Below are 19445 nucleotides of genomic sequence, written 5' to 3'. Positions count from 1 at the left end.
AACGGAGGTTTTATTATGCAGAAGGCAAAAGAAAAAGGAATACTTTGTGTCCTGCTGGCATTTCTTATGTCTGTGGGAGTGCTTGCAGGAGTGTTCACACCTAAAAAGTATGCCTTGGCGGCAGAAGATTTCCGTATGTGGCGTCAGCTTGACGACCGCTGGGGAAATACTGCTATAGGCGGTACTACAGTGCGCAAGTCAGGATGCTATATAACTTCTATAGCTATGGTGGCTGTGGCTTCGGGAGCTCGTGATACTAAAGATTTCGACCCGGGAGTATTTGCCAAGCAGCTCAATGATATGGGAGCTTTCAGCAGCGGCGGTGCATTGATAGCATGGGCTTCTATAAACAAGGCTGTTCCCGAGATAAGCATTGCGACTGCTAACCTTAACTTCAAATCAAAGGATCAGAAGGGCAAGGCAGCTGAAATGAAGGAATACCTTGACAAGGGTATGTATGTTATATGCAATGTTGGCGGTCACTGGGTCTATGTTGACGGCATCATAGGCGATGACGTTTATATGGCAGACCCTGCAAAGGACGATATCCTTATGTTCAAAGCCTATAATAATTCCAGCATAACCTTCTATCAGGCGTTGAACGGCAAGAATAAATACAGCGGATTTACTCCTCTGAAGACAGAAAATGATGCAAAAGCTTCATCGACAACTACAACGCTCACATCAACATCAATGACTACAGCTTCAACAACTGTTACATCGTCTGCTTCTTCAGGCAAGACCTCGACGACTACAAGTACAACTTCTGTAAAGACTTCGGCTGCTGTGACTTCCACTTTGAAAGCGGCTGTATCATCGGCTGCTGTAAAGGCTGTTCCGAAGGAATACAAGACAGGCGAGTATTACTGCACATCGGCTGAGACTGTAAGAATTTATGCAGATGTGAAGGACTCAAAGTCGGCTGTAGCTTCGCTTGAATACGGTAATATCGTAAACGTTCTCAGCGTAAACGGCAGTTACGGTGAGGTTAAGATAGGCGGCAAAAAGGGCTGGGCTGACCTTGAAAAGCTGGAGTACGCAGGTGCTGCGCAGAAGCTTTCGGCAGGTGATATAAACGGTGACGGCTCGGCAGATGCTTACGACCTTGCGCTGGTGAATGAATATATAACCAGCCGTGAGAAGCTTCCTGAGGGAGTTTCGGTGCTCACAAGCTGGGAAATAAAGGCTGCCGACCTCAGCGACGACGGAGAAATAAACAATACAGATGTGCTTCTTTATCTTATGCGCATTTGTAATTAAGGAGAAATAATATTAATGGAATGGACAGAAGTCAATATCTACACAACTACCGAAGGAATTGAGCTGCTTTGCTCAAAGCTGACCGATATCGGTATAAAGGGCTTTTCTATAAAAGACCCTGAGGATTTCAAAGAATTCCTTGAAAACAAGAACGGTCAGTGGGATTACATAGATGACGACCTTATGGGGCTGTCGGAATGTGAGACCTGCATTACAGTCTATATCCCTTCAAACGGACAGGGAGCAGAAATGCTTCTTGCCATAAAGTCTATGCTTGCTGACATGAAGGCAAATGACAAGGACGGAGTTTACGGACGTCTTGAAGCAGAAATGTCAAGCATACGTGAGGAGGACTGGGCTAACAACTGGAAGCAGTACTTCAAGCCCTTCAAGGTAGGTGAAAAGCTCGTTATCAAGCCCTCATGGGAGGAATACGACAATACCGACGGCAGGCTCATACTTGAAATAGACCCTGCTTCAAGCTTCGGTACAGGCAAGCATCATACCACAAGGCTGTGTCTTGAGGTACTTGAAAAGTATCTGAAAAAAGGCGATAAGCTGCTTGATATGGGCTGCGGAAGCGGAATACTTTCAATAGGAGCTATGCTTCTGGGCGCAGGCAGTGCCGTAGCTGTGGATATTGAAGAAAACGCAGCTGTTACAGCTCTTGAAAATGCAGTCAAAAACCACATCTCACCCGATGTTTACAAGACCTACTTCGGCAATATCCTTACCGACAGCGAGCTTGCCGACAGGATAGATGACAAGTATGATATCATCGCAGCAAATATAGTTGCAGATGTTCTCATCGCCATGAAGGAAAGCTTCCGCAGATACCTTAAAGACGGCGGTATACTCATAGTCTCGGGTATCATCGAGGAGCGTATGGACGAGGTCATAGACGCCCTTGTTTCGGCTGGTTTCAAGGACCCTCAGCCTGAGGTAAGAGAGGGCTGGGCAGCCGTTAAATTAACAGTTTAATATTATGCAGAGCATATATTGATAATTATTATTAAGGAGAATAGAAAATGGGACTTTTTAAGAAGAAGAACAACCAGAAGGAAGAAAATACAGTTACTGTTGATCCGAAAGAAGAACTCAAGGGAATGGTGCTTGAAGCTCTTAACGAAAAGCTGAAGGGTACTCTTTATGATAACTGCGTTATCATGCCAAAGGGCTTCACAATTGATGTTCAGATCGGCAGAATGGAAGAAAATGAGGGTATAAAGATAGTTCAGGTTATCTTTATCATCACTAATGACAGCTTTGATGAGCCTATCATTGAGCCTGTTGACGCACAGGGAAAAACTGATGAAGAAACTGCAAATATGGCTGTTGAGATATTCAACGGCGGTGTATGGCACCCACTCGACCAGTCTATGACAAAGAGCAATCCTCATCATGTTTCTGTTGACTTCCTCAGACAGCACTATGATTTCGATATGTACGCTCAGTCTGTTGTAAGAATAGGCGTAAAGAACAAGAAGCCTACTATGCTCATCAACTTTATTATGAACGAGATACCAAAGTACCTCGGTTCAAAGAAGTATTACTGGCTGAGAGTTTACCTTGCTAAGTTCAAGGAGAAGAAGATAATCGAGGTACGTGTAAACGGTTCCGTATGCGTAGAGCTTGCAAAGTATTTCGAGCCGTATGTTGAGAAAGAAATGGATGCAGAGGAGACATTTGTATCCGAAAAGCAGTACGCTATCTTTGTTCAGCGTGAGGACGACCAGTGCCCATTCAAGAAGGATATTGTAATGAAAGCTTCAAAGGAAACTATAAAGATGATGGCAAATATCAATTCGCCTGAGGATTATCAGGAGATGCTCAAGAGGCTTCAGGAGCTTACAGGCGGCGATATCAACCTTGCTTCCGAGATCAGAGTATTTATCCCTGAGATATTTGCTAAGCTCACACTGGGCTACAAAGAAGGTGACAGCCTCTTCCTCCTTGAAGGTGAGGGTGAAGAGCAGCAGAGCATAGAGTTCAAGAAGACTCAGCTCCGTTCATATTTCTATATGCAGCAGGCTGTTCTTGAATACCTCGGCTCAAAGCCTACTCAGGAGGCGGTATCCCGCATCGTAACCAACAGCATTGCGTTCAGAGAGCTTAAAAACGCTATCGAAGCAGCTAAGGAGCAGGAAAAGGATATCAAACCCGAGGATCTTTACGTTCCCGGAACTTCCTACAAGATAGGTCACGAGGGCTACAGAGTCTGGTAAAAGCATTTCTGACTTCCCCTGTACTGTGCAGGGGAAGTTTTTTCGGGAATATTGCAAAAAATGCTTGACAAACCCCTATGTTTGTGATAAAATATTATTGCCGCTTGTAAACAGGCTCCAAAACTGTATCACAGTGCCTGTAACAGCGAGTTTATTGAAAAGGCAGGTGCCACACAATATGTACGCAGTTATTGAAACCGGCGGAAAGCAGTATCAGGTAAACGAGGGAGATATCATCTTCATCGAGAAGCTCGCAGTTGAGGCTGATGAGACAGTTACTTTTGACAAGGTAGTTGCTCTCGGAGCAGACGATGGCATTAAGATCGGTACACCTTACGTTGACGGTGCAGCTGTAAGCGCAAAGGTTCTGAAGAACGGCAAGGCTAAGAAGATCACTGTTTTCACTTACAAGCCTAAGAAGGGCGAGAAGAAGAAGCAGGGTCACAGACAGCCTTACACTCAGGTGCAGATCGAAGCTATCAAGGCTTGATCATGATCCGCGCAGAATTTTATGAAAAAAAGGGGCTTCTTACAGGCTTTAGGTTCAGCGGCCATTCGGGTTATGCCGATGCAGGTGAGGACGTAGCTTGTGCGGCTGTTTCTTCGGCTGTACAGCTTACGGCAAACATTCTTGAAGAATTAGGCCATTCGCCTGATATAAGCGTTGGTGACAATGTTATCGAATGTATCTGCGGAAACGGCGGAGATGTTCCGTCAAGAGTGCTGAACGTTTTAAGAAAGCACTTTGAAGCTATACTGGAAGAATTCCCAAACACGATCAAAATCATTATTTCGGAGGTGTAAGTATGTTAAAGATCAGTATGCAGTTCTTCGCTCATAAGAAGGGTGTTGGTTCTACTAAGAACGGTCGTGACTCTGAGGCTAAGAGACTCGGTGTCAAGAGAGCTGACGGTCAGTTCGTTAAGGCAGGCAATATCCTCGTTCGTCAGAGAGGTACACATATCCACCCAGGTAACGGTGTAGGTATCGGTTCAGATGATACATTATTCGCAACAGTAAGCGGTAAGGTTAAGTTTGAGCGTTACGGCCGTGACCGTAAGAAGGTTTCTGTTTACGAGATTGAGCAGTAACAGCCATAACGTGACAATAAATCCCGAGCAGCTTATGCTTGGGATTTTTCATTAGAAACGGAGGTCAGAAATGTTCGTTGATCAGGCGAGGATAAAAATCAAAGCAGGTGACGGCGGCGACGGTGCGGTGTCATTTCACCGTGAAAAGTATGTAGCGGCAGGCGGTCCCGACGGCGGCGACGGCGGACGCGGCGGAGATGTGGTCTTTCAGGTCGATGATAATTTCTCGACTCTTATCGACTTCAGATATAAAAGAAAATATGTGGCTCAGCGCGGCGAAAACGGCAGCGGAAGAAACTGCACAGGCAAGAGTGCTCCGCCGCTTATAATCAAGGTACCGAGAGGTACGGTTATCCGCGAGGCTAAAAGCGGCAGGATAATGGCTGATATGTCCACAGATGAACCAAAGGTCATCGCACGAGGCGGTCAGGGCGGAAAGGGAAATGTTCATTTTGCCACTTCTACCCGTCAGATACCTAAGTTTGCAAAGCCCGGTTATCCGGGGGAGGAGTTCGAGGTAACTCTTGAACTTAAACTTCTTGCAGATGTTGGACTTGTGGGCTATCCGAACGTTGGAAAATCCACACTTATATCTGTTGTCAGCGCAGCTAAGCCTAAGATAGCAAATTACCATTTTACTACATTGACACCTGTTTTGGGAGTTGTCAGAGTTGACGAGGAAAAGTCCTTTGTCATGGCTGATATCCCGGGACTTATCGAAGGTGCAGGCGACGGCGTAGGTCTGGGACACGAGTTCCTCAGACACGTTGAAAGATGCCGTCTTATCGTTCATGTAGTCGATGTTTCGGGTATTGAAGGCCGTAATCCCTGCGAGGATTTCGAGGTCATCAATGCTGAGCTTGCAAAGTTTAACGAGGAGCTTGCAGAGCGTCCGCAGATAGTTGCTGCAAATAAATCCGACATGGCTACAGAGGAGCAGATCGAGAAGTTCCGCAGGTTTATCGAGGATAAGAATATACCATTTTTCTGCATCTCTGCTGCAACTACTCAGGGAACTGCCGAGCTTATGAACAAGGTTTCGGAGGTGCTTGATACACTTCCGCCTATAAGAGAATTCGAGGCAGAGCCTATCCCGCAGGCAGAGCTTGACGAGATGCTGGGCGTTGATAAGAAGTTTGAGGTAACTGTTGAGGGCGATGTCTACTTTGTAGACGCTCCGTGGATACAGCCTATCATGCGTACTGTCGATCCCGATGACTATTCGTCGCTCCAGTATTTCCAGCGTGTGCTTATCAACAGCGGTATCATTGCAAAGCTTGAGGAAATGGGTATTCAGGAGGGCGACACCGTAAACCTTGAAGGTTTCGAGTTCGACTTTATCAACTGATATGAGTACAGAAAAACTTACAGAGCGTGAAGCTAATACATATAGTCCGCTGACACTTGCATTTTTAGGTGACAGCGTTTACGATACACTTGTGAGAGAGTATTTGCTGAAACAGGCGAATATGCCTGTTGCGAAGCTCCATTCCGCTAAGATAAAGCTTGTGTGCGCAGAGTTTCAGTCAAAGGCTTATGACCTTGTGGCTGAGCAGCTTTCCGAGCATGAGCTTGCGGTGCTGAAAAGGGGCAGGAACGCAACGGGAAATACCGTGCCGAAACACGCAGATGCAGCGGAATATCGCAGAGCAACTGCGCTGGAGTGCCTGTTCGGTTATCTTTATCTCACAGGAAAAAACGACCGTATAAGGGCGCTTTTTGAAATTATTATAAATTCAGATATCAATGAACAGATAGGAGTGTAAAAGCAATGTCAGGTCATTCAAAATGGAATAATATCAAGCGTAAAAAGGAAGCTACCGATGCTGCAAAGGGTAAGATCTTTACAAAGATCGGACGTGAGATCACTGTTGTTGTAAAGGAAGGCGGTCCTGATCCTAACAACAATGCAAAGCTTCGTGATCTTATTGCAAAGGCTAAGGCAAACAACGTGCCTAACGATAATATCGACCGTATCATCAAGAAGGCAGCAGGCGACGGCGATAAGAACAACTATGAGAATATCACATACGAGGGATATGGTCCTAACGGTGTAGCTGTTATCGTTGAGTGTCTTACAGATAACAGAAACAGAACAGCAGGCGAGGTTCGTCACTATTTCGATAAGTTCGGCGGAAATCTCGGTACTATCGGCTGTGTATCCTTCATGTTCACAAACAAGGGCGTAGTTATCCTTGAAAACACAGGTCTCGATGAAGACAAGGTAATGGAGGATGTATTCGAGTTCGGCGGCGAGGACTTCGATATCAATGATGAGACAGTTGAGATCGAGTGCGCTCCCGAGAATGTTCATGCTCTCCGTGAGGGACTTACAGAAAAGGGCTACAATGTTATCTCTGCTGAGTCTGAGATGATCCCTTCGACTTATACAACTCTTACAGATGAGGATCACATCAAGAAGATGAATCTTCTCCTTGAGCACCTCGAAGAGAACGATGACGTTCAGAATGTTTATCACAACTGGGAAATGCCCGACGAAGAATAATAACGACAGAATGAAGAATAGAGAGAGAGATCTTTATTCTTCATTTTTTATAAGGAGATAAATCTATGGCTGTGACCATAAAGAAAGTAGAAAGCGATACAGAGCTTGAAGAATTAGCGGTACTTGCGGACGAAATCTGGCATGAGTGTTTTATAAATATAATAAGTATAGGACAGATAGACTATATGGTGGAAAAGTTCCAGTCATATGAGGCTATGACTAAGCAGATAGCAGAGCAGTATTACAGCTATTATGCTGTGCGTGAGGACGGGGAGCTTTGCGGCTATATGGGCGTAAAGCCCGAAAAGGACTCTCGTTTTTTCCTCAGTAAGCTCTATCTGCGGAAGGATAAGCGCGGAAAGGGTATAGCTTCGCAAATGCTTGCAAGGGTGTTTGAGGGGGCGAAAGCCTGCGGAAAAAAGCAGGTATATCTTACAGTGAACAAGCATAATGACAGGGCTATAGCTGTGTATAAAAAGGTCGGATTTAAGGTGATAGATGAAGTCGTTACGGATATCGGAAACGGTTATGTCATGGACGATTACATATTCGGGTATGATCTATGATGTTATATTGTACTAACGGTTATATGTTGACTTACTGCTCGATATAATATATAATAAGCTTTGTTATGTGAGGGAGTAGTTAACATACGATGTATGCGGCAAGCCGACATACTGACCGTTACAGGTCCGGTTTTGCCTTAAATAATGAGACTCATGTACGGCTTTATCGTCGTACCTGAGTGTAGGTTCGGGTACGCAGGTATCCGAATTTTTTTTTTTGAGAGGACGTTTTTTATGACATTAACAGAACTGCTTTTGATCTCTGTAGGACTTGCAATGGACGCTTTTGCGGTATCGGTCTGTAAGGGACTCAGCATGAAAAAGCTCGACCTGAAGGGCGGAGTAATAACAGCTTTCTTTTTTGGCTTTTTTCAGGCGGCAATGCCTGCCATAGGTTATTTTCTAGGATTACGCTTTTCTAAAGTCATAAGCTCTTTCAGCCATTGGGTATCCTTCGGACTTCTTGCTTTTATCGGCGGAAAAATGATAATTGAAGCCATAAAGGGCGATGATGAGGAAGAATGTGGTAAGGAGTACAGGCTTGATCTGAAAGAACTATTTATGCTGGCTATAGCAACAAGTATAGATGCTCTTGCAGTCGGTATAGTTTTTGCGGCAGAAAAGACAAATCTTTTCTTCTCAGTTACTATGATAGGCGTTATCACATTTGTACTTTCTCTTGCAGGAATTTTCATCGGACACAAGTTCGGAAGCAAGTACGAAAAGGGTGCTGAGATAGCGGGCGGAGTTATACTTATCCTTATCGGCGTAAAGCTTCTCCTTGAAGGACTGGGTGTTCTGTAATAGGGCACAAAAAAGCCAAAATTCAACGGAAAACCATTGATTATCAAAAAAAATTTTTTATATTCTCTTTTATTACCAAAACTGAATAAGCGTTTTTGTGACAATTTACAAGAAAAGCCCCGAAGATTTTTTTCTTCGGGGCTGAATTCTTATATAGGCTTTTTATTCAACCATCTCTACTTTTGCGGTTATATCGCAAAGACCGAGGAGGTACTTCTGGATATGAAGTGCGTCCTGAGTTGTAACGCCGTCGCCTGTGTTCCATACATCTGCATTCTTTCTGCCTAATGCTGTAATGCAGTTTAAGTCGCTGCCGTTTACATCGTACTTGTTAGGGTTTGCAAGTGCCTGCATGATGAGAACTACATCGGACATATCTATCGTACCGTCGCAGTTTGCGTCGCCGTAGGTAAGCTCGCGCTTTGTAAGGTATACATTGTGATATGTTATGTGGTTTGTTTCATCTGTTTTGACTGTGTAATCATCTTCGCTGAAGATATATGGTGAGTCATGAGATACACCACTGATAGAAAATCTACAGGTTTTAGCGTCCTTATACTTATTGTAGCTTAGGACAACAGGATTTTTCTCGGAAAGATCCATTCTCTCAAGTGGAGCTGTAAAAGTTTCTACTCCGTTGATGATGTAGGAGATATACCAGCTTCCAAGTAAAGTTGCATCATTGATGCGCTCTTTGGTTTCTTTGTCGTACACATTTACAACGTGTGAGTATGGAGCATACTCTGTTGAAACGGTAGTTGTGGGAACAGATGTTGTTGACGTAGCAGTTGTAGTTGCTGAGGTCGTTGTGCTGGAAGATGTAGAAGCTTTAGATGTTACAGTTGTTGTTGTTGTTGTTGTTGTTGAAGTAACGGAAGTGGTTGCTGATGATGTGGTAGTTGTTGTTTCTCCGCCGTTATCGGGAGACCATAAAGCAGTGAATGCGATACCCATGCCCGGCTCTGCGCCCGGGATAACGTACTCTTCGCCCGGCTGTATGATAAGGTCGCCGCGCTGCCAGCCGGAGAACTTTTCATTTTCCTTTGTGATTTTACATTCAGGAGCAATGATAGCGGTATCTGTATAGCCGCTTACTTTGATATTATCGGAAGAATTTGAATTCTGCTTGAATACAACGACATATCTGATAGGTTCCCATACAGGAGTCATAATAACATCGCTGCCCGGCATTTCAAAATAAGCATCGCCGTTATAATCCTTGCCGTCTGTTTCGCAGTGCCATTTTGAAGTTTTGAAGCCGTTTCTTGAAAATCTTGATGTGCTCTGGATATTTGTGGAGTCGCCCTCGGCAATTTCAAATTCAAGACTTGAGACACCGTTTATTCTGTCAGCATCGCCAACAGTATAAATAAGGTTGTACAATTTTTTGTAATTCGGATAAAGCGTTATATCCTCATCGTGGACGATAAGCTTTGTTTCGGGGAGAAATTCGTTGACGCCGTCAGTCCAGCCTCTCTGCTTGTAGCCGGGGTTAGTGAAAACCTCAAGCGATATCTTGAAGATTCGTCCTGTAATGAGTTTTTTATCGGGGACTCTCAGCTTTGCGTCCTCATCTTCTACGCCGTCAATAATGACCTTGTAGTGAACAGTGTGGAATTCCTTGTCGTTTTTTTCTACCCATACAGGCTTTAGGGTAACATCTTCGTCAAGAACGCGGAATATGTCAAGAGATTCATAGCCCCGAATATTGTCTGCTGTCCAGCCTGAGAAGGAATATCCCTCTCTTTCGGGGATTATATCTGTCAGCTGAATGCTTGAATTGGCAGATACGGTGATGTCTTTCAGCTCGGGTACATTTCCTTCCTCGTCTGCGGGTATGGAAACGCCCTCTTCGCTGAGGTCATAGTGTACTGTGCAGGTTTTTTCATCTGCTCCGACTACGTATGTCAGACCTGATGTCATCGAGCATACAGTAATCGCCGCTGAGGCGGTCAATGCCGATAATGATTTCAATAATTGTTTCATAATGCCCTCCCATCCGATGCAGAAGCATCGCTCTGTATCCGCTGTCAGCGGATATTATCTGAATGAATTAGTATTTGGATCATAGACATAACCGATCCTGTTCAGTTTTGAACGGATATCCTCCTCTGAGGTGCAGAGACTCTTGCAGAGTTCCTCAAATGTCGGGTACTCATCACGAAGAAGAGTATTTATATAGCTAAGTAAGATCACGGGGTCGTTCGGTAAACTCATAAATAAAAGCTCCTTTGCCTTTTCGGCGGCGGTATCCTCGGGAATGCAGTGCAGGACATTCTCTGGACTTTACGGAAACAGCGTTGTTCCGCCGATTATGTGTATGTTATAAAAATAATATACAATAATAAAGGGGGTTTGTCAATAAATATTCAAAAATATAAAATGTGAATTTTACGTGAATAAGTATTATGAGATATAATAAAAGAGAAACATGAAAACATAACAAAAATTGCACAGTCTATAACGGTGATAAGGCAAAAGAGTGGAGTCAACAACAATAAATAACAAGAAACTTTTTAAACAAATTAAAAATACATTAAAAACTTGACAAAACAATATGCGGCGATGTTGTATAACTAAGCCTATTCGTATGCTCAGAGCCTTGACAGTTGTAAATGTTGCGAAATGCGGTAAATCGGCACTTATGCATTATTGTGCAAAATACACAGTAATCTTGGAACGAATTAGGCTAAAATGGAGATAGAAATTTGCTTTTATATATGTTATAATAGACAAGATATGTGAGGTGTTATTCTGTCATCTCATATTCTTTATGTGTGACATTGTTACATTTTTCACAGCTAATACTAAGGAGGTCCATTTAATGAATTCAGCTAAATCAACTGTTCCCTTTAAGGGTACTCCCGAGCAGGAGGCTGAGCTCCTCAAGGTGATCGAAGAAAAGAAGAACGATAAGGGTTCTCTTATGCCGATCCTTCAGAAGGCTCAGGAGATCTACGGCTACCTTCCGATCGAGGTTCAGGCAATTATTTCCGACAATACAGGTATCCCTCTCGAAAAGATATACGGTGTTGTTACCTTCTATGCTCAGTTCTCTCTTTATCCAAAGGGTGAATACACAATTTCTGTCTGTCTTGGTACAGCTTGCTATGTAAAGGGTTCCGGAGATATCTACAATAAGCTCCAGGAAAAGCTTGGAATAGGCGGAGGCGAATGTACTCCCGACGGTAAGTTCTCACTTGACGCTTGCCGCTGCATCGGTGCTTGCGGACTTGCACCTGTACTTACTGTCAACGAGGACGTTTACGGACGTCTCACTGTTGATGACGTTGACAAGATCATCGAAAAATACGCTTAATTCCAAACATTACCATTTAGGAGGTTAACTTATGAAAACTCTTGAAGAACTCAAGGTTGTCAGAGACAGCATGAAGGGCGAAGTTGCTCTCAGAACACATGGCAATGCTTCTTCAAAATATGAAAGACACGTTCTTGTCTGCGGCGGTACAGGCTGTACATCTTCAGGCTCACCAAAGATCATTGAGGAGCTTGAGAAGCAGTTTGCAGACAAGGGACTTACAGATAAAGTACAGATCGTTAAGACAGGATGCTTCGGTCTTTGTGAGCGCGGTCCTATCATGATCGTATATCCTGAGGGATCATTCTACTCACGCGTTAAGGTAGAGGAGATCTCACGTATCGTTGATGAGCACCTCATCGGCGGCAACCCTGTTAAGGAATTCCTCTATGAGGAAACAGTTGCAGGCGACGAGATCAAGTCACTTGACGATACATCATTCTATAAAAAGCAGCACCGTGTAGCTCTCAGAAACTGCGGTGTTATCAATCCTGAGAATATCAACGAATACATAGGACGTGACGGTTATGAGGCTCTCGGTAAGGTCCTCACAACTATGACTCCTGAGGACGTTATCCAGACTATCCTCGATTCCGGTCTCCGTGGACGCGGAGGCGGCGGATTCCCAACAGGTATGAAGTGGAAGCTGGCAAGAAATATCGTTCCTAACGCAGATCAGAAGTACGTTTGCTGTAACGCCTACGAGGGCGACCCGGGTGCATTCATGGACCGTTCAGTTCTCGAGGGTGACCCACACGTTGTTCTCGAAGCTATGACTATCGCAGGTTATGCTATCGGTGCTTCACAGGGTTACATCTACGTTCGTGCAGAGTATCCTATCGCTGTTGAGCGTCTTAACATCGCTATCAAGCAGGCTCGTGAAGCAGGTATGCTCGGCAAGAACATCTTCGGTACAGATTTCTGCTTCGACATCGACCTCCGTCTTGGTGCAGGTGCGTTCGTTTGCGGTGAGGAAACTGCTCTTATGACATCTATCGAAGGTAACCGCGGTGAGCCTCGTCCAAGACCTCCTTTCCCAGCAGAAAAAGGTCTTTTCCAGAAGCCAACTATCCTCAACAATGTTGAGACATATGCTAATATCCCACAGATCATTCTCAATGGTGCAGACTGGTTCGCATCAATGGGTACAGAGAAGTCAAAGGGTACTAAGGTATTCGCCCTCGGCGGTAAGATCAAGAACACAGGTCTCGTTGAGGTTCCTATGGGAACAACTCTCCGTGAAGTAATCGAAGAGATCGGCGGCGGTATCCCGAACGGCAAGAAGTTCAAGGCTGCTCAGACAGGTGGTCCTTCAGGCGGATGTATCGATCCTTCAAACTTCGATATCCCGATCGACTACGATAACCTCATCGGTATCGGTTCAATGATGGGTTCAGGCGGACTTATCGTTATGGACGAGGATAACTGTATGGTTGATATCGCTAAGTTCTTCCTCGAATTCACTGTTGATGAGTCTTGCGGTAAGTGTACACCATGCCGTATCGGTACTAAGAGAATGTGGGAGATCCTTGACAAGATCACAAAGGGCAAGGGAACTCTTGAGGATCTCGACAAGCTCGAAGAGCTCGCTTACCACATCAAGGCTAACTCTCTCTGCGGACTCGGTCAGACAGCTCCTAACCCTGTTCTCTCTACACTCAGATGCTTCCGTGACGAGTATATCGCTCACGTTGTTGACAAGAAGTGTCCTGCAGGCGTATGTAAGGACCTCCTCAGCTTTGAGATCGAAAAGGACAAGTGTATCGGCTGTGGTATGTGTGCTAAGCAGTGTCCTGCTTCCGCTATCACAAGAACAGATTACATCGCACCGGGCAAGAAGCTTGCTGCAATGGAGATCGACAAGACTAAGTGCGTAAAGTGCGGAGCTTGTATCGCTACATGTAAGTTCAAGGCAATCATCAAGAAGTAAGCGGAGGATTAGTAATGGAAAATATTACAGTTAAAATCAACGGTGTTGAATTAGAAGTCCCCAAGGGCACTACTGTTCTTGAAGCTGCTCACATGGCTGGATTTGAAATTCCTACACTTTGCTATATGAAGGAGATCAACGAGATCGGTGCCTGCCGTATCTGCGTTACAGAGGTTAACGAGGGCAGAGGCTTCCGTCTTGTAGCAGGCTGCGTATATCCATGTTCAAACAATATGGAGATACTCACAAGCTCACCAAAGGTTATCGCTGCAAGAAAGAAAACTCTTGAGCTTATCCTTTCAACACATGACAGAAAGTGTCTCTCATGCGTAAGAAGCGGTAACTGCGAGCTTCAGAAGCTTGCCAAGGATTACGGCGTTGAGGACGCTACAGTTTACGACGGAGTTAAGAACGAGTACGAGGTAGACAATTCTGCTCCTCATATGTACCGTGATAACAATAAATGTATCCTTTGCCGCCGCTGCGTAGCTGTATGTGCAAAGACACAGGGCATCGGCGTTATCGGCGCAAACGAGCGTGGATTCAAGACATATATCGGTTCTGCATTCGACATGGGTCTCGGCGAAACAAGCTGTGTATCATGTGGTCAGTGTATCGCAGTATGTCCTGTTGGCGCACTCTCAGAAAAGGACTACACTAAGGAAGTTATGGCAGCTATCGCTGATCCTGAGAAGACAGTTCTCGTTCAGACAGCTCCTGCTGTACGTGCCGGTCTCGGTGAGTGCTTCGGCAATGCTATCGGCACAAACGTAGAGGGCAAGATGGTGGCAGCTCTCAGAAGACTCGGTTTCGATAAGGTATTCGATACAGACTTCTCTGCTGACCTTACTATCATGGAAGAAGCTAACGAGTTCCTCGATCGTTTCTCAAACGGCGGAACACTTCCTCTTATCACATCATGCTCACCAGGCTGGATCAAGTTCTGTGAGCACTACTATCCTGATCTTCTCGATCACCTTTCAACCTGTAAGTCACCACAGCAGATGTTCGGTGCAACTGCTAAGACATACTGGGCTCAGAAGATGGGTATTGATCCTAAGAATATCGTTATGGTATCTATCATGCCATGTACTGCTAAGAAGTTCGAGATCGGCAGACCAGATCAGAGCGCAGCAGGCGTTCCTGATGTTGACTATGCTCTTACAACCCGTGAGCTCGGCAGAATGATCGAGCGTGCAGGTATCCTCTTCAACTCACTTCCTGAGGAGAAGTTCGATGATCCGCTCGGTATCTCAACAGGTGCTGCTGTTATCTTCGGTGCTACAGGCGGTGTTATGGAGGCTGCTCTCAGAACAGCTGTATACAAGCTTACAGGCGAGAACGTAACAGATCTCCCTGAGGTTCGTGGTACTAAGGATATCAAGGAAGCAACATACAACGTTGCAGGTACAGATGTAAACGTTATCGTTACAAGCGGTCTTGCTAATGCAAGAAAGGTACTTGACAGCATCAGAGACGGCAGCTGCAAGGCTCAGTTCATCGAGATCATGGCATGTCCCGGCGGTTGTGTAAACGGCGGCGGTCAGCCACAGGTTCCTATGGGCGTTAGAAACTTTGTTGACATCAGAGAAGAGAGAGCTAAGGTTCTCTACAACCTTGACAAGTCAATGCCTCTCCGTCAGTCTCATGAGAACCCTGCTATCAAGAAGGTTTATGAAGAATTCTTCGAGAAGCCGGGCAGCCACAAGGCACATGAGGTTCTCCATACATCATATGTAAAGAGAAAAGTTAACGAAATATAATGAATAGCTGAATTCATTGAGAGCGGACTTTATGTCCGCTCTTTTTATCGCCGTTTTATTGACATAAATCGAATAAAGTGTTATAATTAGGTATACTAAATAAATGGGGGGAAGTACATGGATAAGGTGTGTGAATACTGTGCCGCTAAAGTGGTAACAGGAATATTGACTACTCCATACGCTGTTCAGTTTTATCCTGAGGGCGAGGAGAAAAAATTGAAGCCCAAAAGAAGCCAGGTGATCTGTGATGCTTGTCCGCAGTGCGGACACATTCAGAACCTTCGTCTGAAGGATCCTGAGAATATTATGAAATACCGTTATACTATCCTCGGTGACTGAAAAGGCTGATACATAGCATATTTTTCTGCCTTGTGCATAAAATTGCTGCTGCATGAGCATAATACTTCCAAAAGGAGGTAATTGTAATGCAGACGAATTTTAACGACAGTCAGACCAGGGTAAATCTTATGCGAGCCTTTGCAGGCGAGTGTCAGTCCCGACAGAGGTATTATCAGGCGGCATTGAAGGCTCAGCAGCAGAAGCTTGTGGGCCTTGAAAGAATGTTCCGCTTTACTGCCGAGCAGGAGGAACGCCATGCAATGGTGTTCTGGAAGCTTATGAAGGAAGCAGCAGGGCAGAGCATTGATATCAATGCAGGCTTTCCCGCAGATGTTTTCGATGAGGTGCAGCAGCTCCTTGATGCATCAGGCAAAGAGGAGGAAAAGGAGTTTTCGGTAGTATATCCTGATTTTGCGCGTATTGCCGCAGATGAGGGCTTTACCGATGCAGCATCTAAGTTCAGAATGATCGCCGATATCGAGGACAGCCACAGAGCGCGTTTTGCTTACTATGCAAGGCTTTACCGTGAGGACAGGCTTTTCCGCAGCGATGATACACAGCAGCGGTGGATATGCCTTAATTGCGGACATATCCACACAGGTACAGAGCCGCCTAAGGATTGTCCTGTGTGCAATGTACAGCAGGGGTATTTCATACGTGAAACGGAAGCGGCTTTTACGTCATGTGATATCTCAGGCAAATAATTTTTGTAAACCGTACAAAAAATTAAGCCCGAAAGCAGTTCATACACATTGCTTTCGGGCTGTATTATTATATTACTGTTTCATGCGCTGTTTTTTTATTTTTCGCATAATTACGATGAACACTATGATCTCTGCGGCAAAGGTCATTGCCCATGATATGAGGTATGATAGATACAGGCTTTTCAGTGTGTGATACTCGGGTATCCTGAAAACTATATATATCCAGCCAAGACGCATTCCAACAACGCCTGCGATCGTTATGAGCATAGGGAGCACAGAACGTCCAAGACCTCTTATAAGACCTGTGGCAACGTCCATAAGTCCGCAAAGGAAATAGGGTATCATTATATAAGTCATACGTATAATACCGTAATCTATTGCTTTTTCAGAGTCGGTAATATATATTGAAAGAAGCGACCTTCCGAAGAAGAGGGCTGTGAGCCCCAGTGCAAGACCTGTAACGAAAACGGAGATAAGGCATACCCACATTATCTTGCGAATCCTGTCAAGCTTTCCTGCCCCGTAATTCTGTCCCGTAAAGTTAAGAGCAGTCTGGCTGTAGGAGTTCATTGAGGTGTATACGAAGCCCTCTATATTCTGTGCAGCAGCATTTCCCGAAGTAACAACAGAGCCGAAAGAATTTATCGAGGACTGTATGATAACATTGGATATTGCAAAAAGTGAGGACTGTATTCCGGCAGGGAAGCCTATCTGAAGTATTCTTTTCAGCTGCCTTCCGTATATGTGTATTTTTTTTAGTTCAAGCTTGCAGGCATCGTCACGCTTCATAAGTGCGCGTATTATAAGTGCGGCAGAAACCACCTGTGAGACGGTGGTTGCAAGAGCTACGCCTGCAACGTCCATTCTGAAAGCAATAACGAATATAAGGTTAAGGATTACATTGAGGACTCCTGCGGCTGTAAGAAAATAAAGCGGACTTTTTGTATCTCCTGCGGCTCTGAGGATTGCAGAACCGAAATTATAAAGCATACTTGCTGTGGTTCCGCAGAAATATATCCTCATATATGAAGCAGCAAGGTGAAGCTGTTCGGGCGGAGTATTCATCATGCGGAGGAATGTCTCGGAAAAAAGTACGCCTATGACGGTAAGTATAGCTCCGCTTATAATGGCAGTGGGGACGGCAGTATGTACAGTCCTGCGGACATCTTCGCTTCTGCCCGAGCCTATACCGTGGGCAACTGTTACGCCTGCGCCTACGGAAAGACCTATGAACAGGTTTACCATAAGGTTTATCATAGCACCCGTAGCACCTACCGCACCTACAGAGTTGCTTCCGCAGCAGCGTCCTACCACAACGAGATCGGCTGCGTTGAATAAAAGCTGTAGTATACCTGTCAGTATTATTGGGATAGTGTAAAGTATTACCCTGCTTATCAGAGGACCCTCACACATATCAGAGGATTTGCTTTTCATAAAAAACTCCTAACTGCCGCAGACAGCGGCGATTTGAAAAAACGGCGCAAAAAAGCCCCCGAAGGGACTTTTTAATCATTGGTGTTCTTTCTTATTCTTGCGATCTCCTGATCTTTTTTCCACAGAAAGCTTATATGTGCTTCCGTACCGTTCTGGATCCTTTTGAAGTTTTCAATGTGCTTGAATAGTATGATAAGTGATACGACTGACAGTATCGAAGTACCTATTGGATCGCCCGTCATAAGAGCATAGGCAAGAGTAAAGATGACAGAGCCTGTTATTGGGACTACGCATACATAGTCCAGTGAGAAGCCGAGAAATATCTCGAACATCAGCATGGTGATAAACAGGATAGGATTGAAGGCAAGGATAGTTCCTCCCAGTGAAGCCAAGCCCTTTCCGCCGTGGAACTTCATTAAAATCGGGAAAATGTGTCCGAGGATACAGCATGAGCCTGACAGTATCTTAGCGAACTTTATCTCGGGAAAGAGATAATAGGCGATAAGAGAAGCTGCCACAGCCTTTGCGATATCGAAAAGAGCCACAAACAGACCTGCTTTTTTACCTATGGTGATAACAGTATTTGATGCCCCCGCATTTCCCGAGCCTCTTTGACGAATGTCAAAGCCCTTAAGCTTTGAAAGAATGAATGCGGGATTGATGTTACCGACAAAGTAACCGATCAGAGCGCAGAGCATTACCTGCATAAATGATCCCCCCAATTGAATGCTGTAGTATAAAAATCCCTTGTTAAAAAAATATCTAACATTCCTTATTCAATATAATATTACCATATTTTCACGAAAAAGTAAATACCCTTAAAGAAATTTGAGTTATGCATAAAAAAATATGAAAAAGTTGTTTCGGTTTGAAGAAAATATACGATTAGAGTATATGAAAGGGGAAATAAACAATGCGCATTGAGAAAAGAGATGATAATAATGAATGAAAACGAACTGCGGCAGTTGCTGAAGTCAGACCCCGACAGGGGACAGAGAGCTTTCTATGACAAATACTTCAACTATATATATACTATCGTCTTTTCGTATCTGAAAAACTGCGGAAGCATAGAGGATATAGACGAATGTGTGGGTGATGTGTTTGCAGAGTGTTTTCTGTATTTTGATAAACAGGAAACTATAGAAGGCAATATGAAAGCCTTTGCAGCATCAATTGCGCGGTGCAAGGCTGTAGATACATACAGGAGACTTGTAAGGCACAGCGGAAATATTTCCATAGAAGAATGTGAAGAGGAGCTTCGCTCCGATGATGATGTTGTCGCTGTATCTGAAATGTCAGAGCTCAGGCAGATACTTTACAGCAAGGTCAAGGAGCTTGGCGAGCCTGACAGCACTATAATCATTCAGAAATACTATTATGGCAGAAACTCAAGGGAAATATCGGAAATAGTAGCGATTTCGGCAGATGTAGTGCGGGCAAGGTGCAGCAGGGCAATGAAGAAGCTTCGCGGCTTGCTTGAAAAAGCAGGCGTAAGCAGATAGGA

At 44.6% G+C, this 19445-nt stretch carries 21 protein-coding genes; 17 read left to right on the top strand and 4 right to left on the bottom strand.

Going from position 1 to position 19445, the window contains the following annotated elements; translation table 11 throughout:
• Nucleotides 1–15 precede the first annotated feature (15 nt).
• From BUB28_RS10770 to BUB28_RS10720, 11 genes are all read left to right on the top strand, one after another.
• Nucleotides 16–1260 (top strand): dockerin type I repeat-containing protein, encoded by a 1245-nt coding sequence (locus tag BUB28_RS10770; protein ID WP_072951351.1) that lies wholly within the window; start codon nt 16–18, stop codon nt 1258–1260.
• Between the two features lie 15 nt (nt 1261–1275).
• Complete coding sequence (prmA, locus tag BUB28_RS10765) at nt 1276–2241, top strand: 50S ribosomal protein L11 methyltransferase (RefSeq protein WP_072951349.1); 966 nt, start codon at nt 1276–1278, stop codon at nt 2239–2241.
• Between the two features lie 47 nt (nt 2242–2288).
• Nucleotides 2289–3485 carry a DUF6348 family protein gene (locus BUB28_RS10760; RefSeq protein ID WP_072951348.1) on the top strand — a complete coding sequence of 399 codons (1197 nt, stop codon included), beginning with the start codon at nt 2289–2291 and terminating at the stop codon, nt 3483–3485.
• A gap of 178 nt (nt 3486–3663) precedes the next feature.
• Complete coding sequence (gene rplU, locus BUB28_RS10755; protein WP_072951346.1) at nt 3664–3975, top strand: 50S ribosomal protein L21; 312 nt, start codon at nt 3664–3666, stop codon at nt 3973–3975.
• Between the two features lie 2 nt (nt 3976–3977).
• Nucleotides 3978–4289, top strand: coding sequence for a ribosomal-processing cysteine protease Prp (locus BUB28_RS10750; protein ID WP_072951344.1), 312 nt, complete (start codon nt 3978–3980; stop codon nt 4287–4289).
• 2 nt (nt 4290–4291) lie between these two features.
• Nucleotides 4292–4576: a 50S ribosomal protein L27 gene (gene rpmA, locus BUB28_RS10745; protein WP_019678572.1), complete on the top strand. Its 285-nt coding sequence runs from the start codon at nt 4292–4294 to the stop codon at nt 4574–4576.
• A 70-nt stretch (nt 4577–4646) separates the two neighbouring features.
• On the top strand, nt 4647–5924 hold the full coding sequence (gene obgE / locus BUB28_RS10740; RefSeq protein WP_072951343.1) for a GTPase ObgE: 1278 nt from the start codon (nt 4647–4649) through the stop codon (nt 5922–5924).
• A 1-nt stretch (nt 5925) separates the two neighbouring features.
• On the top strand, nt 5926–6342 hold the full coding sequence (locus BUB28_RS10735) for a Mini-ribonuclease 3 (RefSeq protein ID WP_072951379.1): 417 nt from the start codon (nt 5926–5928) through the stop codon (nt 6340–6342).
• A 5-nt stretch (nt 6343–6347) separates the two neighbouring features.
• Nucleotides 6348–7082 (top strand): YebC/PmpR family DNA-binding transcriptional regulator, encoded by a 735-nt coding sequence (locus BUB28_RS10730; protein WP_072951341.1) that lies wholly within the window; start codon nt 6348–6350, stop codon nt 7080–7082.
• A gap of 65 nt (nt 7083–7147) precedes the next feature.
• A complete protein-coding gene (locus tag BUB28_RS10725; protein WP_072951339.1) occupies nt 7148–7648 on the top strand; it encodes a GNAT family N-acetyltransferase in 501 nt (166 codons plus the stop codon).
• Between the two features lie 234 nt (nt 7649–7882).
• Complete coding sequence (locus tag BUB28_RS10720; protein WP_072951337.1) at nt 7883–8452, top strand: manganese efflux pump MntP; 570 nt, start codon at nt 7883–7885, stop codon at nt 8450–8452.
• 162 nt (nt 8453–8614) lie between these two features.
• Here BUB28_RS10720 and BUB28_RS10715 read toward each other — a convergent pair whose 3' ends face one another.
• Together BUB28_RS10715 and BUB28_RS10710 are read right to left on the bottom strand one after the other, a co-directional pair.
• Complete coding sequence (locus BUB28_RS10715; RefSeq protein ID WP_139277549.1) at nt 8615–10438, bottom strand: dockerin type I repeat-containing protein; 1824 nt, start codon at nt 10436–10438, stop codon at nt 8615–8617.
• A gap of 54 nt (nt 10439–10492) precedes the next feature.
• Nucleotides 10493–10669 (bottom strand): DUF4250 domain-containing protein, encoded by a 177-nt coding sequence (locus tag BUB28_RS10710; protein WP_072951334.1) that lies wholly within the window; start codon nt 10667–10669, stop codon nt 10493–10495.
• A gap of 607 nt (nt 10670–11276) precedes the next feature.
• Here BUB28_RS10710 and BUB28_RS10705 point away from each other — a divergent pair.
• From BUB28_RS10705 to BUB28_RS10685, 5 genes are all read left to right on the top strand, one after another.
• Nucleotides 11277–11771: an NADH-quinone oxidoreductase subunit NuoE family protein gene (locus tag BUB28_RS10705; protein WP_019678580.1), complete on the top strand. Its 495-nt coding sequence runs from the start codon at nt 11277–11279 to the stop codon at nt 11769–11771.
• A gap of 70 nt (nt 11772–11841) precedes the next feature.
• On the top strand, nt 11842–13701 hold the full coding sequence (locus BUB28_RS10700; RefSeq protein WP_072951378.1) for an NADH-quinone oxidoreductase subunit NuoF: 1860 nt from the start codon (nt 11842–11844) through the stop codon (nt 13699–13701).
• 14 nt (nt 13702–13715) lie between these two features.
• The gene (locus BUB28_RS10695) at nt 13716–15464 is read left to right on the top strand and encodes an NADH-dependent [FeFe] hydrogenase, group A6 (protein WP_072951332.1); all 1749 of its coding nucleotides are present in this window, start codon (nt 13716–13718) and stop codon (nt 15462–15464) included.
• A gap of 117 nt (nt 15465–15581) precedes the next feature.
• Nucleotides 15582–15803 carry a hypothetical protein gene (locus BUB28_RS10690; protein ID WP_072951330.1) on the top strand — a complete coding sequence of 74 codons (222 nt, stop codon included), beginning with the start codon at nt 15582–15584 and terminating at the stop codon, nt 15801–15803.
• 86 nt (nt 15804–15889) lie between these two features.
• Complete coding sequence (locus BUB28_RS10685; RefSeq protein ID WP_072951328.1) at nt 15890–16507, top strand: rubrerythrin family protein; 618 nt, start codon at nt 15890–15892, stop codon at nt 16505–16507.
• 72 nt (nt 16508–16579) lie between these two features.
• Here BUB28_RS10685 and BUB28_RS10680 read toward each other — a convergent pair whose 3' ends face one another.
• Entirely contained in the window at nt 16580–17941 is a 1362-nt protein-coding gene (locus tag BUB28_RS10680) for an MATE family efflux transporter (protein ID WP_072951327.1), read from the bottom strand.
• A gap of 71 nt (nt 17942–18012) precedes the next feature.
• Nucleotides 18013–18648 (bottom strand): glycerol-3-phosphate acyltransferase, encoded by a 636-nt coding sequence (locus tag BUB28_RS10675; protein WP_072951325.1) that lies wholly within the window; start codon nt 18646–18648, stop codon nt 18013–18015.
• Nucleotides 18649–18882: 234 nt separating this feature from the next.
• Between BUB28_RS10675 and BUB28_RS10670 the strand changes: the two genes are divergently transcribed.
• Complete coding sequence (locus tag BUB28_RS10670) at nt 18883–19443, top strand: RNA polymerase sigma factor (RefSeq protein ID WP_072951323.1); 561 nt, start codon at nt 18883–18885, stop codon at nt 19441–19443.
• The last annotated feature ends 2 nt before the right edge of the window (nt 19444–19445 follow it).

The organism is Ruminococcus flavefaciens, assembly GCF_900143025.1.
Lineage (GTDB): Bacteria > Bacillota > Clostridia > Oscillospirales > Ruminococcaceae > Ruminococcus > Ruminococcus flavefaciens_I.
This window is presented reverse-complemented; position numbering and strand designations above follow the sequence as displayed.